This is a genomic window from Paludisphaera sp., from assembly GCF_037189885.1.
Taxonomy (GTDB): domain Bacteria; phylum Planctomycetota; class Planctomycetia; order Isosphaerales; family Isosphaeraceae; genus Paludisphaera.
On record NZ_JBBCIR010000009.1, the window covers coordinates 20,489 to 33,918 of the forward strand.

A 13,430-nucleotide genomic window follows, 5' to 3' on the forward strand; every position below is an offset into this window, starting at 1 on the left:
CCTCCCGGCGGGAGGGGGGACGGTCGTGGTCGCGGCCGGCCGTCGCCTCATCTCACATGAACTGCCACTTGACCATCTTGAGCGTGTCGCCGAGGCGGCTGTTGACGCCCAGGGCGGCGGAGGTCTCGAACCCCGAGTGCATCATGCAGTTTTCGCAGCGGGGGTCGCGGCCGGGCCCATACTTCTCCCAGTCGGTGCCGTCGATGAGGTCGCCGAAGGTGGGATGGTGGGTGTCGGTGATGAGGTAGCAGGGGCCCTTCCAGCCCTTGATGTTCCGCGTGGGGTTGGCCCAGGCGGTGCAGCTCAGCTCGCGCTTGCCCTGGAGGAACTCCAGGTAGATCGGCGAGGTGTAGAAGCGGTACTTGCGGAACATCGCCTCGGCGGCGCGGAACTTGGCGCGGATGTCGGCGCGGGTGAGGAACATCTCCTTGTCCGCGACGGCGTCGTAGCCGTAGCCGGGGGAGATCAGGAAGCCGTCGACGTCCAGGCCGGTGAGGAACCCGAACAGCTCGTCCAGCTCGGCCATGTCGGTCTCCTTGAAGACCGTCGTGTTCGTGCAGACGAGGAACCCGGCCTCCTTGGCCGCCTTGACGCCGTCGACGGCGATGTCGAAGACCCCCTCGCGCTCGACGGCGAGGTCGTGGTTCTTGCGCATGCCGTCGAAGTGGACGTTGAAGAAGAAGCGGTTGTTCGGCTTGAAGTCCGCGATCTTCTTGCGGATGAACATCCCGTTGGTGCAGAGGTAGACGACCTTCTTGCGCTCCAGGATCTTGGCCGTCAGCTCGCCGATGCCGGGGTAGATCATCGGCTCGCCGCCGCAGATCGAGACCACCGGGGCGCCGCAGTCGTCGACGGCGGCCAGGCATTCGTCGATCGACAGCTTCTGCTTGATCGTCTGGGAGTACTCGCGGATCCGGCCGCATCCGGTGCAGGTCAGGTTGCAGGCGTGCAGCGGCTCCAGCATCAGGACCATCGGGAACTTCTTGGCCCTGGAGAGCTTCTTCCTCGCGATGTAGCCGGCGATCCGGCTGGTGGCCTCGAATGGGAAACGCATGCTGCGGTCACTCCCTTGTTCTGCTTGCGTGAGACCGAACCGGATCGGGCGGGGTGTTTCGATTCGACGAGGGGGTTGTTGATCAGGCGATCGGCCGGGGGTCGGCCGGGACGCGGCTCGCCAACGCCCCAGTGGCCAGGCCCCGCTCGCGGGCGACGGCCCGGCCGTAGCGGGCGAGGGCCATCAGCGGGAACGAGATCCGATACAGGTGATACCGCAGGTAGAAGACGCGGGGGAAGCCCGTCCCGGTGAAATCGGCCTCGTCCCACGAGCCGTCCTCGGCCTGGGCGTCGACGAGGTAGCGGATCCCGCGGGCGACCGCCGGGCTGGCCGCGCGGCCGGCGGCCATCAGCCCCAGCACGGCCCAGGCCGTCTGCGACGGGGTCGGGTTCCCGGTCCCCTTCAGCGAGGGGTCGTCGTACGTCCGGCAGGTCTCGCCCCAGCCGCCGCACGGCTGCTGGACGGACTCCAGCCAGTCGGCCCCGCGGACCAGGGCGGGGTGGTCCATCGGGTGGCCGATCGCCTTGAGGCCCTGGAGCACCTGCCACGTCCCGTAGATGTAGTTCACGCCCCAGCGGCCGTACCAGCAGCCCTCGGGCTCCTGCGTCCGCCAGATGTAGGCCAGCCCCTTCTGGACCGAAGGGTGGTCGACCGCGTGGCCCAGGTCGCCCAGGGCCTCGATCACCCTCGCGGTGATGTCGGGGCAGCTCGGGTCGAGCATGGCGTTGTGGTCGGCGAACGGGACCTTGGTCAGCACCTCGTTGTCGATGTCGACGTCGAACGCCGCCCAGCCGCCGTCCCGGTTCTGCATGGCGAGCAGCCAGTCGACGGCCCGCTTGATCGACGCGGCGTAGCGCGGCTCGTCCGCCTTGCCGGCGCGGAGCAGGGCCATCAGCACCATCGCGGTGTCGTCGATGTCCGGGTAGAACCCGTTGGCGTACTGGAAGTGCCAGCCGGTCGGCTCGATCCCCGGCCGACGCACCTGCCAGTCGCCGCCGCGGCGGATCTCCTTGGAGAGGAGCCATTCGGCCGCCTTCTCCACCGCCGGCTCGTCGGCCGGCTCGTCGGCGTCCGACAGGGCGATGGCCGCGATGGCCGTGTCCCACACCGGCGAGACGCAGGGCTGGAACCGCGTGGTCTCCCCCTCGTCGATCCGCAGATCCTCAAGCTGCCGCCACGCCCAGGCCACCGGCTCGGAGTCGGGCTCGTATCCCAGGCAGTGCAGCGAGAGGATCGTGTAGACCATCGGCGGGTAGATCGCGCCGACGCCGTCGGAATCCTCGAAGTGCTCGACCATCCACCGGTGCGCCGCCTTCACCCCCGGGCGCCGCAACGCCGCCGGCGCGAGGCGGTCGTACCACTTCAGGGCGCGGTCGCCGATCAGGAAGAACCGGCTCCAGGAGAACAGCGGGTACTTCGGCCGGGTCCACCGCTTCACGCCGTCGAGGAACAGCTCGTCGATCCCCACCGGCGTCTGGCGCGTGGGCTTGAAGTGGGAGACGATCGACAGCGGCACGACGATGGTCCGCGTCCACGACGACATCGCGTAGAGGCTGAAGCCCCAATGCTTCGGGATCAGCGTCAGCTCGGGCGGGACGGTCGGGCACTCGTCGTAGGAGACCTGGCCCAGCAGGGCGAGATAGAACCGCGTGAAGCTGTTGCAGGCCCCCGCGCCCCCCATTTTCAGGACGGCCTCGCGGGCCTTGACCATGGCGGGATGGTCGACGGGGGTGCCGGTCAGCTTCAGGGCGAAGTATCCCTTGACCGACGTGCTGATATCGGCGGGGCCGCCGGGGTAATTGGCCCAACCCCCCTCGGGCAGCTGGTGTTCCAGCAGGTACCGGGCGCACCGGACGCAGACGTCCTCCCGCTCGCGGCCGAAGAAGGCCATCAGGAGGATCGTCTCGGATTCGAGGATCGTGTCGCCTTCCAGCTCGGCGACCCAGTGGCCGTCGGCCTGCTGGCGGTCGCGGAGCCAACCCCGCGTCCGGTCGAGCGCGGCGTCGTGGCCGCTGGCGAAAGACTGGCCCGCGGTGCCGTGGCGAGCGCCTCCCTCCGTGTTGGCGATCATGCGTCGTCGACCCTCGTTCGCTCGTGATGGTGGCCGGCCGGTCGGGATCGCCGTCGATCCCCGGCGCGCGGGGATGGGCGCCGAACGCCCCCCCGGCAGCGGGTCATCCTAAGCGCGTCGCGGAGATCCGATCAAGATCAAACGACCGCCCGATTTGCGGCCGGCGTTCTTGACGGTTGCGTCGACGAACGGACACTCAGCCCATTCTTTCCAGTGTCGCGCGCGACGCGGCGGTCAATCGGCGGAGAAGGTCGATTCCACGCGGAAGTCGCGGAGCAGGGGCATGGACCGGAGGATCGCCCCCATCCGGTCGGGCGACTCGCCGGGCGCGAGGGAGCCGCGGACCTTGACCAGGTCACCGATGACGTCGACGCGGTCGACGTGGGCCGCCTCGCCGGCGTGGCGGCGGATCTGGTGGAGGAGATAAGGCTCCAGGTCGTCGGGCCGGGCCTTGTCGGGGAGGGGGTTGGGCGAGTTCTCGTCGGGGAGCGGGAATTCCAGCTCGTCGACCACCGCCCGGACGCCCGGAGTCCGCTCGACGGCGCGAAATGCTAGCATCGCCTCGTACGCGGAGGGGACCTTGCCCCTAAGGGTGACCACCGCATTTTTGACGCTCGCGTCGAATTTCAACCCCTTGAGTGCCGGACGGCGTTCGAGAGCCTGTTCGATCCGTGCGGAGAGCGCGTCGGGGACGTTCGCATCGGAGGGATCGGCGGGGGGCGGGGGGGGCTCGGCCTGCGCGTCGGCCTCGTCGGCGGGCATGGTCTCGATCGGCTTGCCGTCGAAGGGGAGGGGGGGCGGCGGTGGGGTGGCCCGGTCGAGGACCTTCAATTCGCTGGAGACCCGGGTCACGCCGGGGGTCCGCATCGCCTCTTCCTCGATGCGCCGCTTGTCCTCCTCGCTGGCCGCCACCCCGGAGAGGTGGACCTGGCCGAACTCGTCGACCGCGAGGTCGATCTTCCCGATCGGAGGCGCGGCGGCGCGGCGCATGCGTTCCTCGGGCGTGGTGGCGGGACGAGACGCGGCGACCGACGGGCCCGCCCGGCGCGCGTAGCCCGGCGGGAAGCTGACCACGGGAGGCTCCATGCCCCAGAACGGCTCGTCGATCCGGCCGAAGAGGGGCGGCGGGTAGACGAAGTACGACGCGGGGGCGATGTTCTGGACCTGCTCGGCCGCGACACGGTAGGCCTCGGCCGTGTCGATGGTCAGGGCGTCATGAGGGACGAGGCCCATGTCGAGGACTGTGCGGATCGCCTCGTCGTGGAGGGCCCTGGAGCCTACCTTGCCCGAGAGGATGATCTCGCCCGACTTGCCCGCGGTGACGCGGATCGGGTAGGGCAGGAGGAGGGGATTGGCCCGCAGGGCCTCGACGACAGCCCGCTCCGGGGCGTCTGGCGTCTGGCCGGGGGCCGAGGTCGCCGTGGAGGCGACGAGCGTGGCGAGCACGATCGATCCGACGCGCGCGGTCATGGTCCGCCCCCCTATCGACGCGCGACGCGGGACCGCCGCGCGTTGAAGTCTAGGGGCGACGAGGGCCCGACGGCAAGTCGTCGGGGATCGGCCCCCTGAAGGAGCGCATCGAGAAAGGCCGGGGCTATGCGACGGGCGGCCCCCGCCGAGGCGGGGGCGCGTCGAAAATCACTCGGCGGCCGGGGCCTCGGCCGGGGCCGGGGCGGGCGTCGAGGAGGGCTGCGACGGTCGCGAACGGTGACGGTTGCGGATGGGCTCGGCGTCCAGGGAGGCCATGAAGTGCGACGCCTGGCTCTGCACCGGCGGCGGGATGATCGGCAGGAGACGGAACGACTCCTCCACGATCCGGGCGATCCCGTCGGCCATGGGCGAGGCCAGCAGGAGCCGGAACTTCTCGATCAGCTCCTCGCCACGGTCGCTGGCGAACGACCGCTCGCCGCCGTAGGGGGCCGGCGAGTAGGCCGGCGTCGGCGCCGTCGGCTCGACTTCCCCCTGGTCCCCCAGCATGGGCGTCGAGTCGAGCAGGACCTCCAGCGGAACCCCGAGCGCCCGCGAGATCCGCCGCAGCGTCCCCGCCTGCGGCTTGCTCGTGTTGCCGCGCTCGATCTGGTATAGGGCCGTCCGGGAGATCTTCGCCCGGCTGGCGAGCTCGTCGGGCCCCCACCCCTTGGCGTAGCGCAGGTCCCGAATTCGTTTCGCAAGGTTCATGGAAAATCTCGTCTTCTGTGAGTGCAAGCGCGAACGTGGTCGTGCTGGTCGAGAGGATTCGATTTCGATCGGATGGGCCGAGACCATCCTGGTTTAAGGGAATAGTATATCATCCTCAAAAAAAATCAATTCCGAAACGACGCGAATCGCCTACATTGGGAATTGCCTCCCTGAATCAACCCATCCAAATGGCCGGGCCCGCCCTCGTCTCGCGACTCGCCGGCCGACGCCCGATGCCCGCCCGCGCCGGCCCGATCGTCGACTTCCCCCGCTCGCCGGATCGGCCCACTTCGCCGATCCAGTAAAATGGCATCATGATGCGTCTCGGCGCGGGGTTGGCCGGCCCCCTCCGACGCCGAATTCGTTCGGAGTAACTTCCGCGCAAGGTTTTGCGTGCCGGGAAGTGGTTTGCCATTTATCGCCGGATCGCCCGCTCGTCCCGGATGTCGCCGCGAGCGTCGTGGAGCTTTCGAGACGAGTCCCGGCGGACCCGATCCGTATAAATCGTATCTATGTTTGTTGATGATTGTGGCGAGGTCGCCGGGGCCGGCCGACGGTCGCTACGATTTTCGACGGGCCTTGTAAGGATCCGCGGGCGTCGTGCGTATTACAGGGAGAGGACGGCGCCGACTCGGGGCGTCGGGCGCCCGGCGGCTCGCCGCGACGGGGGCGCGGGCATCCCGGGGGAGGCGGGCCGGATGCGACGGGGGGACCGGACGCGTCGCGGTGGACCGGGCTCTAGCACGACGAGGCTGAGATGAATCTCCGCAATCGCCTGACTCCGGCCTCCCATTGGAATCGCTCGGCCGAGGAGTTCCGCGTGCCCTCGTACCGCGTGGGAGAGCCGTTCGAGGCGGGGCGAGCCCGCTGGCCCGAGGGCGCCCAGTACGGCCATGGCAAGTCGGGCCACGAGTTGACCCTGTTCGTCGCGTCGCCGACGCCCGAGATGATCGCCGGCGTCCGCCGCGGGCAGCCCCGGTTCGCGCTGAGCGTGGCGGGGCCGGTCTTCTACCTGGCGTATTGCTTCGAGGGCTGGGCGGGGTGGGGGGACGCGCCTTACTGCTGGCACCTCCAGCATCGGGCCGCCCGCGCGACGCCCCCGGAGCCGGCCTCGCCCGAATGGCGGGCGCTGCTCTGGATCACGCTGGTCGGGGCGGACGACGGCCTGATCCACGCCCAGCGCGGGGTGACGCTGAGCCCCGATTTCACCCGGGAGTTGCACCTGGCGATCCGGGCGCAGGCCGCCTCCCCGTTCGACCCGCTGGAGTGCGTCCTGGCGACCGCCGAGGCGTGCCGCGAGCGCCCGGACGCCACGCGCCGGCTGGAGGCCGCCTACGCCTGGTCGGTCGGCAACGCCTGACGCCCGTCGTCGAGGCCGATCACGGCCGCCCAGAGAGCCTCGTACCGCTCGACCATCCGGGCCGTCGAGAACGCCTCCCTCGCGCGGCGACGCCCCGCGGCCCCCAGGCGTCGCGACGCCTCGCGGTCGGCCGCGGCCCGTCGGATCGCCCCAGCCAGGGCCTCGGGGTCGCGCGGCGGGACGATCCAGCCGGTCTCCCCCGGCGCGACCAGCTCGTCGACCCCCTCCACGGCCGTCGCGACGACCGGCAGGCCGGCGGCCATCGCCTCCAGCACCACGTTCGGCATCCCCTCCCAGTGGGCCGCGTGGACCAGCAGGTCGGCCCCCCGCATCAGTGCCGGGACGTCGTCGCGGCGGCCCAGGAGCCGGACGCGCCCCGACAGCCCCGGCCGCGCGGCGATTTCCGCTTCGAGCCAGCCCCGCAAGGGTCCGTCGCCGACCACCGCCAGTCGCAGCCCGGGGGCGTCGCCCGCCGCGAGTCCAACGGCGGCCAGCAGGTCGGGCAACCCCTTCTGGACGTCGAGCCGGCCGACGGCCAGCGCGAGGAAGGCGTCTCCAGGGACGCCCAGCGTCGCGCGGTCGACGGGCGGGACGTCGAACCGGGATAGCTCGACGCCGTTGGGGATCACGGTCAGCCGGTCCGGGTCGAGCCCCCCTTGCTCGACGCTGAACCGCGTTACCCCGCCGGAGACGCAGACCGAGCCGCAGGCCATCCGGCCGGTGAGGCGGTCGAGCGTCAGGTGCCACCGCTTCTGGCGCTCGGCGACCCGGAGCCCCCCGAGCACCCAGGGGGAGCCCGCGGCGGGCGCCGCCAGCTTCGTCAGGAGGTTGGCGTGGAAGAGGAAGCTCTGCGCCAGCGCCGGGCGGTGTCGCCGCAGGGCCGCGACCAGCCCGGCCACCCCGCGCGCCAGGCTCCGACGGCCCAGGCCCAGGCTCTCGACCGGGATGCCGGCGTCGCGGATCACGGCCGCCAGCTCCCCCTCGGCGCTGAGGTTCACGACCAGCGGCGCCCATCGGCGACGGTCCAGCCCGAGGACCAACGAGGTCATCGCCCGCTCGGCCCCGCCGACGTCCAGGTCGGTGATCACCAGCGCGATCGGGACGGGTCGGTCCGGCCAGGGGCGTCGGGCGCGGGCGGCGATCTCCAGGCGTCGCTTGAGGCTCTGCACGATATAATCGCTCGGGATCGACGGGGGGGCCGCGCCATGGGTCGCCCCGTTATACCATCGCCCCGCCCCGCCCCAGAGCCCGACGCCCCGTGTTGACCTCGGAATACGACTTCGACCTCCCCGACGAGTTGATCGCCCAGCATCCCGCGGAGCCCCGCGACGCCTCGCGGCTGATGGTGGTCGACCGCCTTTCCGGGACGATCGACCATCGCGCGTTCGCCGACCTGCCGGACCTCCTCGGCCCGCGCGACGTGCTGGTCCGCAACGATTCGCGCGTGGTCCCCGCCCGGCTGATCGGCCGGCGATCGGCGACGGGGGGCAGGTGGGAGGGGCTGTTCCTCGACGACCGCGGCGACGGCACCTGGGAGATCCTGGCCCAGACCCGCGGCCGGCCGGCGCTCGGCGAATCGGTGACGGTGGGCGAGGCCCCCGGGCTGGCGTTGATCCTGGAAGGGCGCGGCGAGGGGGGATCGTGGATCGTCCGCCCGACGCCCGAGGCTCCCGCGACGACCCTGGAACTGCTGGCCCGCTTCGGCCAGACCCCCCTGCCGCCGTACATCCGGCGCGGGCTCGCCGGCGAGGGCGATCTGGAGCGCTACCAGACCGTCTACGCCCGCCGGCCGGGGTCGGTGGCCGCGCCGACGGCCGGGCTCCACTTCACCGACGACGTGTTCGCCCGGCTGGCGGCGCGGGGCGTGGCGACGGCCGACGTCACGCTGCACGTCGGCGTGGGGACGTTCCGGCCGATCGAGGCCGAGACGGTCGAGGCCCACCGCATGCACGCCGAATGGGCCGAGGTCTCCCGCGAGACGGCCGACCGGCTCAACGACGCGAAGGCTGCCGGCGGCCGGGTCGTGGCCGTCGGCACCACCAGCACGCGCACCCTGGAGACGGCGGCGGCCTTGGGGAGGCTGGAGGAGTACCGCGGCCGGACCGACCTGTTCATCCGGCCGGGGCACGAATTCCGCGCGGTGGACGCCCTGGTCACGAACTTCCACCTGCCGCGGAGCAGCCTGCTGGTGCTGGTCTCCGCGCTGGCGGGCCCGGGGCTGATCCGGACCGCCTACGCCGAGGCCGTGCGGCGCCGCTATCGCTTCTACAGCTACGGCGACGCCATGCTGATCCTGGGCTGACGGGCGCCGGCCGTCAGGCCCACGCCAGGTCTTCCGCGTCGCGGGTCAGCTTGCGGAGCGCCTGGTGCTCCAGCTGGCGGACCCGCTCGCGGGTCAGGCCGAGGCGCTCGCCCACCTCGCGGAGGGTCATCGGCTCGAACGGCTCCAGGCCGAACCGCATGCGGAGGACGTCGGCCTCGCGGTCGTCCAGCGCGTCGAGGCGGCCGAGGATCCGCTCCAGGTCGTCGGTCTCCATCATCAGGTCCTCGGGCGCCTTGCCGTCGTCGGTCAGGACGTCGTCGAGGGCCTGGCCCTCGTCGCCGGAGTGGTCGGGCTGGTGGGTCAGGCCGTTGACCCGGATCGCCTTGGCGACGATGCCGATCTTCTTCTTGGAGAGCTTCAGCGCCTTGCCGACCTCCTCGTGCGTCGGCTGGCGGCCCAGGCGCTCGGCCAGGGCGTTGGAGGCCCGCTTCCACTTCGCCAGTAGCGTCACCATGTAGGCCGGCAGGCGGATCGGCTTGCCGTTGTTCATCACGGCCCGGCGGATCGACTGCTTGATCCAGTAGCTGGCGTAGGTGCTGAACCGCGTCTCCATCATGCCGTCGTAGCCCTCGACGGCGCGCATCAGGCCGAGGTTCCCCTCCTCGATCAGGTCCTCGAGGTTCAGCCCCTTGCCGACGTAGCCACGGGCGATGTTCACGACCAGGCGGAGGTTGGCCTTCACCATGTGCTCGCGGGCGAAGGGATCCCCCTCGGCGATCCGCGCGGCCAGCTCGCGCTCCTCCTCGGCGCTGAGGAGCGCGGTGTCGTTGATGTCCTGGAGGTAGATCTGGAGCGGGGAGGCGCCCGGCTCTCGGCGGCTGACGTTCCTGGATGCCATCGGTGCATACTCCTTGAAGATCGAGCGCGGTCCCGTCGACTCCGACGACGCCCGGCGCGGCCGGGCGCGCCCGAGGCCGCGAGTCTTCCTTGAGGGGCCCGTCCATCAGAACCCTAAGACATCCACGCCTGGGGGGAGAACTCGACGTCCCGAAGCGCGCCCCGGTCGATGGGGAGGGCGGGGGGATTCGGCTCATCGTGGCGGGGCGGGCCGGCCGATGAATCCTCTCGGCCCGTTGAGGACGACGGGCCCGCGATCGAGAGGGAATCAGGAGGAGGGATCGCCCATGTTCAGGCTTCGACACGCGGTCGCGGCCGTCGCCCTGGCGACGTGCGGCGTCGGCTGCGCGACGTTCTGCGACGAGTGCCACGAATTCCCGGTCCCGGGCCGGTTCGCGGCCCTCCCGGGCTCGTACACCGGGCCCCCGCTCGAAGGGGGCCACGCGTACTCGCAAGCCGGCCCCGCCCCGCTCTCGCCCACCGCGACGCGCGAATCGGGCCAGACCTCCGCCCCCAGCGCCGCGCAGGGCGGCGGCGCGGGCGTCCCCTCCTCCGGGCCCACCGGACCTTGACACGGAAGGAACTCGCCATGGCCAGGAATGCCGCCCGCGCCCTCGCCTGCCTGATGATCGCCGCCGTCGCGGCCGTCGCCGGCTGCACCTGGGCCGAGACCCGCGACGACTACCCCCCCTCCATGTTCCAGCAAGCCGACGGGCATGGCGCCGGCCATGGCCATGGCCATGCCCATGGCCCCGGGCACGATCACGGCGCGCACTGACCGATCCCCCCGCGTCCCGACCTGGGCGTGCCTTTCGACCTCGACACCGGCGAGGCATGCCCCGACGGCCCCACCGCGCGCGGTGGGTTCGTTCGCGCGCCGCGGTTTCCGCCGATTCTCGGCCAAGGCATTGCCGTTAAGGGGTTTGCGGCCGAGGCGGGGTGGCTTCGTTCGTCATTTTCGAAGCGGTTTCTCGCGCCACGCCGGGCTCGTCGAGCGTGAACCGCCCGTCCGTTCCCCCTGGGCTGGGAGGGAGGGATGCTCCGGAGTAACGGCCGAGACGGACGACGGCGCGTTTCGCATCCAGCGCCGAGAAAGCGTCGGGTCGTCGGCCCAGCGTGGGGGGGATGGGAGCCGGGAGGCCGACGCCCCTCGGCGCTCCACTGCTTCCGGATTGTCAAGGAGCACCGTCATCAATGCTCCCGTATAGTCCGCGGCGGGATCGGCGGGATTTCAGGAATCTGGAATGTTTCTCGGGGCGCGACCGGCGGCCGGGGTCGAAACGCGCGCGCTTCCGGCGAGGCCAGGTTGACGCCGGACGCGGGGCTGCTTGAGAATGGGCCGTTCGGGCGCGGGCTCCGCGCTTCGCCCCACGCGCGGCCGGGCCGGACCATGAAGCTGATCATCGCCATCATCCAGCCGACGAAGCTCGAGGCCGTGAAGGAGGCCCTGTCGCGGGTCGAGGTCTTCCGGCTGACGATCATGGACGTGCAGGGCTTCGGCCGCCAGAAGGGGGCCGCGGAGGTCTACCGCGGCCACGAGGTCACGCTGAGCCTCAGGCGCAAGACCCAGCTCCAGATCGCCGTCAACGAGGACTTCGTCGAGCCGACCGTCCGGGCCATCCTCCAGGCCGCCCGCGGCGGTCCCGACGGCAACATCGGCGACGGCAAGATCTTCATCCTCCCGCTGGACGACTGCATCCGGATCCGCACCGGCGAACGCGGGCCCGAGGCCATCTAGCCGAGCCGGCCCGCCCGACCGCCATCCCCCCCGATCATCGACCGACCCCGACGCATCCCCGCAGCCCCAGCCCCGGTGACGAAGCCCCATGATTTCCGCCGTGATCTTCGACTTCAACGGTGTCCTCGTCGACGACGAGTCGGTCCACTTCGACCTGTTCCGCGAGGTGCTGCTACAGGAGGGCGTGGACCTCACCTTCGAGGCCTACCACGAACGCTACCTCGGCTACGACGACGCCGGATGCTTCGAGCACGTCCTGGCCGACCATGGCCAGGCCTATGACGACGCGCGCATCGCCGACATGATCGCCCGCAAGGGCCGCCGCTACTTCGAGGTGGCCGAGCAGGGGCTGAAGTACTTCCCCGACGCCGCCGCCACGGTCCGACGGATGGCCGACCAGTACCCGGTGGCGATCAACTCCGGCGCCCTGCGCGGGGAGATCGTCTTCACGCTGGAGAAGCTGGGCCTGCGCGACCGGATCTCCGCCATCGTCGCCGCCGAGGACGCCACCCACTGCAAGCCCCACCCGGCCGGCTACGTCCAGGCGCTCGAGGCCCTGCGCCAGGTCCACCCCGCGCTCGACCTGCAAGCCGCCTCGTGCCTGGTGATCGAGGACAGCACCGCGGGGCTCCAGTCGGCCAAGGGAGCCGGCATGAAGGCCGTCGGCATCACCCAGACCTACCCCGCCGCCGACCTCCTCGCCGCCGGCGCCGACGCCACCATCGACGACCTGGCCACCCTCACCCCCGCCTGGATCCAGGCGACCTTCCCGGCCCGCTGAGCCGCCGACGGGCCGACGCGGTTACAATGGACCATCGGGGACGACCGGCGGCCTGTCCGATCCTGATCGACGGGCCGCCTGGCCCCCTACGGCGGCCCGAATCCCAAGGCATCAATAACAGGGGCGGCGGGATGTCGAATCGAGAGGAATTCGCGCGGCTGGCCGAGGACCTGGTCACCCAGGTGGAAGCCGGCCTGGACGATCCCGATTGGGTCAAGAAGCGGTACACGAAGAGGATGCGGGACGCGGACCGGGCCGTGTACGAGGTCCCGTTCCTGGCCCTGCAGAAGGGGCCGGTCCGTCTCGGCCTCGACCCTATTGCGTACGACATCCCCGGGGCGGAGGCGGCCGTCGACCTCTACCTGATGCCGACCTACGATCCGCTGGCGACTTTCTACAGCGAAAACGGCCGCTGGTACGTCGATTCCGACTTCCTGCCCGACGCGGGAGCCGGTGGCTCCGTGGAACAGGGAAGGCGGGCGAGCCTCTCGCGCGACACGCTCAACCGGGTGATGGAAGCGATCGCGGAGCATGCCATACCGTCGGTCTGACTTCCACGAGCGCGTCGCCGAGGTCTGGGGCGAATACAAGGCGACCCGCGCCGCCGTGGATCGCCTGCGCGCCGCGCTGCAAGCCGCGCCAGATCTCGCGAATCTGCTCGAGAGGCCGGCCCGCGACAACCTCAAAGCCGCGCACCTGAACCTCGAAGGGACGTACATCGTCCGCCTCTTCGCGGCGTTCGAGGCGGCCCTGCGGTCGTATGACCGCTCGCGGCACGGCGACCCGGGGCGGCGGACCGACGCATCGGTGATGATCGACCAGATCGGCGGGAAGCGATACCGAGGGATCTCGAAGGCGGATCGCGAGAGGGCCCACGCGGTGCGGCGGGTCCGCAATTACTGGGCGCACGAATCGGACGTCGATCCCGGGCCGATGTCGGTCGACCATGCCCGCGCGGTCCTCCAGAAGTTCCTGAGCGAGTTGCCCGACGAGTGGCCCTGATCCGCGCGGGATGTCGCCCCCGTGGGCATCGAGCCGTCGGCCCTCGCCTATCCCCCGCCCGTTCCGGTATGGTGGGGCGGCCTTCG

Annotated in this window: 14 protein-coding genes; 8 read left to right on the forward strand and 6 right to left on the reverse strand. The window is 71.0% G+C overall.

Annotated features, from left to right (window positions below):
* Positions 1-52: 52 nt before the first annotated feature.
* From hpnH to WG209_RS03770, 4 genes are all read right to left on the reverse strand, one after another.
* Positions 53-1,054, reverse strand: coding sequence for an adenosyl-hopene transferase HpnH (gene hpnH / locus WG209_RS03755; protein WP_337173666.1), 1,002 nt, complete (start codon positions 1,052-1,054; stop codon positions 53-55).
* Between the two features lie 82 nt (positions 1,055-1,136).
* Positions 1,137-3,125 carry a squalene--hopene cyclase gene (gene shc, locus WG209_RS03760; RefSeq protein ID WP_337173667.1) on the reverse strand — a complete coding sequence of 663 codons (1,989 nt, stop codon included), beginning with the start codon at positions 3,123-3,125 and terminating at the stop codon, positions 1,137-1,139.
* A gap of 234 nt (positions 3,126-3,359) precedes the next feature.
* Positions 3,360-4,595 (reverse strand): BON domain-containing protein, encoded by a 1,236-nt coding sequence (locus WG209_RS03765; protein WP_337173668.1) that lies wholly within the window; start codon positions 4,593-4,595, stop codon positions 3,360-3,362.
* Between the two features lie 168 nt (positions 4,596-4,763).
* Positions 4,764-5,303, reverse strand: a complete 540-nt coding sequence (locus WG209_RS03770) for a helix-turn-helix transcriptional regulator (protein ID WP_337173669.1) — start codon at positions 5,301-5,303, stop codon at positions 4,764-4,766.
* A 757-nt stretch (positions 5,304-6,060) separates the two neighbouring features.
* On the opposite strand from WG209_RS03770, the gene WG209_RS03775 reads away from it, so the two are divergent.
* Positions 6,061-6,663 carry a hypothetical protein gene (locus WG209_RS03775; RefSeq protein WP_337173670.1) on the forward strand — a complete coding sequence of 201 codons (603 nt, stop codon included), beginning with the start codon at positions 6,061-6,063 and terminating at the stop codon, positions 6,661-6,663.
* On the opposite strand, the gene WG209_RS03780 is transcribed toward WG209_RS03775, so the two are convergent.
* Positions 6,636-7,832 carry a glycosyltransferase gene (locus WG209_RS03780; RefSeq protein ID WP_337173671.1) on the reverse strand — a complete coding sequence of 399 codons (1,197 nt, stop codon included), beginning with the start codon at positions 7,830-7,832 and terminating at the stop codon, positions 6,636-6,638. The genes WG209_RS03775 and WG209_RS03780 overlap by 28 nt on opposite strands.
* Before the next feature lie 89 nt (positions 7,833-7,921).
* Between WG209_RS03780 and queA the strand changes: the two genes are divergently transcribed.
* Positions 7,922-8,965, forward strand: coding sequence for a tRNA preQ1(34) S-adenosylmethionine ribosyltransferase-isomerase QueA (queA, locus tag WG209_RS03785; protein WP_337173672.1), 1,044 nt, complete (start codon positions 7,922-7,924; stop codon positions 8,963-8,965).
* A 13-nt stretch (positions 8,966-8,978) separates the two neighbouring features.
* Here queA and WG209_RS03790 read toward each other — a convergent pair whose 3' ends face one another.
* Positions 8,979-9,824 (reverse strand): RNA polymerase sigma factor RpoD/SigA, encoded by an 846-nt coding sequence (locus WG209_RS03790; protein WP_337173673.1) that lies wholly within the window; start codon positions 9,822-9,824, stop codon positions 8,979-8,981.
* Between the two features lie 286 nt (positions 9,825-10,110).
* On the opposite strand from WG209_RS03790, the gene WG209_RS03795 reads away from it, so the two are divergent.
* From WG209_RS03795 to WG209_RS03820, 6 genes are all read left to right on the forward strand, one after another.
* Positions 10,111-10,395, forward strand: a complete 285-nt coding sequence (locus tag WG209_RS03795; protein WP_337173674.1) for a hypothetical protein — start codon at positions 10,111-10,113, stop codon at positions 10,393-10,395.
* A 17-nt stretch (positions 10,396-10,412) separates the two neighbouring features.
* Positions 10,413-10,601: a hypothetical protein gene (locus WG209_RS03800; protein WP_337173675.1), complete on the forward strand. Its 189-nt coding sequence runs from the start codon at positions 10,413-10,415 to the stop codon at positions 10,599-10,601.
* A gap of 612 nt (positions 10,602-11,213) precedes the next feature.
* Positions 11,214-11,561, forward strand: coding sequence for a P-II family nitrogen regulator (locus WG209_RS03805; protein ID WP_337173676.1), 348 nt, complete (start codon positions 11,214-11,216; stop codon positions 11,559-11,561).
* An 88-nt stretch (positions 11,562-11,649) separates the two neighbouring features.
* Positions 11,650-12,342, forward strand: a complete 693-nt coding sequence (locus WG209_RS03810) for an HAD family phosphatase (RefSeq protein WP_337173677.1) — start codon at positions 11,650-11,652, stop codon at positions 12,340-12,342.
* A 131-nt stretch (positions 12,343-12,473) separates the two neighbouring features.
* The gene (locus WG209_RS03815) at positions 12,474-12,893 is read left to right on the forward strand and encodes a hypothetical protein (protein WP_337173678.1); all 420 of its coding nucleotides are present in this window, start codon (positions 12,474-12,476) and stop codon (positions 12,891-12,893) included.
* Complete coding sequence (locus WG209_RS03820; RefSeq protein WP_337173679.1) at positions 12,874-13,344, forward strand: hypothetical protein; 471 nt, start codon at positions 12,874-12,876, stop codon at positions 13,342-13,344. Before WG209_RS03815 ends, WG209_RS03820 begins: the two co-directional genes overlap by 20 nt.
* The last annotated feature ends 86 nt before the right edge of the window (positions 13,345-13,430 follow it).

Bases quoted from the DNA above. Each gene is read 5' to 3' on its own strand.
- hpnH (WP_337173666.1), bottom strand. From the start codon at position 1,054: ATGCGTTTCCCATTCGAGGCCACCAGCCGGATCGCCGGCTACATCGCG.
- shc (WP_337173667.1), bottom strand. From the start codon at position 3,125: ATGATCGCCAACACGGAGGGAGGCGCTCGCCACGGCACCGCGGGCCAG.
- WG209_RS03765 (WP_337173668.1), bottom strand. From the start codon at position 4,595: ATGACCGCGCGCGTCGGATCGATCGTGCTCGCCACGCTCGTCGCCTCC.
- WG209_RS03770 (WP_337173669.1), bottom strand. From the start codon at position 5,303: ATGAACCTTGCGAAACGAATTCGGGACCTGCGCTACGCCAAGGGGTGG.
- WG209_RS03775 (WP_337173670.1), top strand. From the start codon at position 6,061: ATGAATCTCCGCAATCGCCTGACTCCGGCCTCCCATTGGAATCGCTCG.
- WG209_RS03790 (WP_337173673.1), bottom strand. From the start codon at position 9,824: ATGGCATCCAGGAACGTCAGCCGCCGAGAGCCGGGCGCCTCCCCGCTC.
- WG209_RS03795 (WP_337173674.1), top strand. From the start codon at position 10,111: ATGTTCAGGCTTCGACACGCGGTCGCGGCCGTCGCCCTGGCGACGTGC.
- WG209_RS03800 (WP_337173675.1), top strand. From the start codon at position 10,413: ATGGCCAGGAATGCCGCCCGCGCCCTCGCCTGCCTGATGATCGCCGCC.
- WG209_RS03805 (WP_337173676.1), top strand. From the start codon at position 11,214: ATGAAGCTGATCATCGCCATCATCCAGCCGACGAAGCTCGAGGCCGTG.
- WG209_RS03810 (WP_337173677.1), top strand. From the start codon at position 11,650: ATGATTTCCGCCGTGATCTTCGACTTCAACGGTGTCCTCGTCGACGAC.
- WG209_RS03815 (WP_337173678.1), top strand. From the start codon at position 12,474: ATGTCGAATCGAGAGGAATTCGCGCGGCTGGCCGAGGACCTGGTCACC.
- WG209_RS03820 (WP_337173679.1), top strand. From the start codon at position 12,874: ATGCCATACCGTCGGTCTGACTTCCACGAGCGCGTCGCCGAGGTCTGG.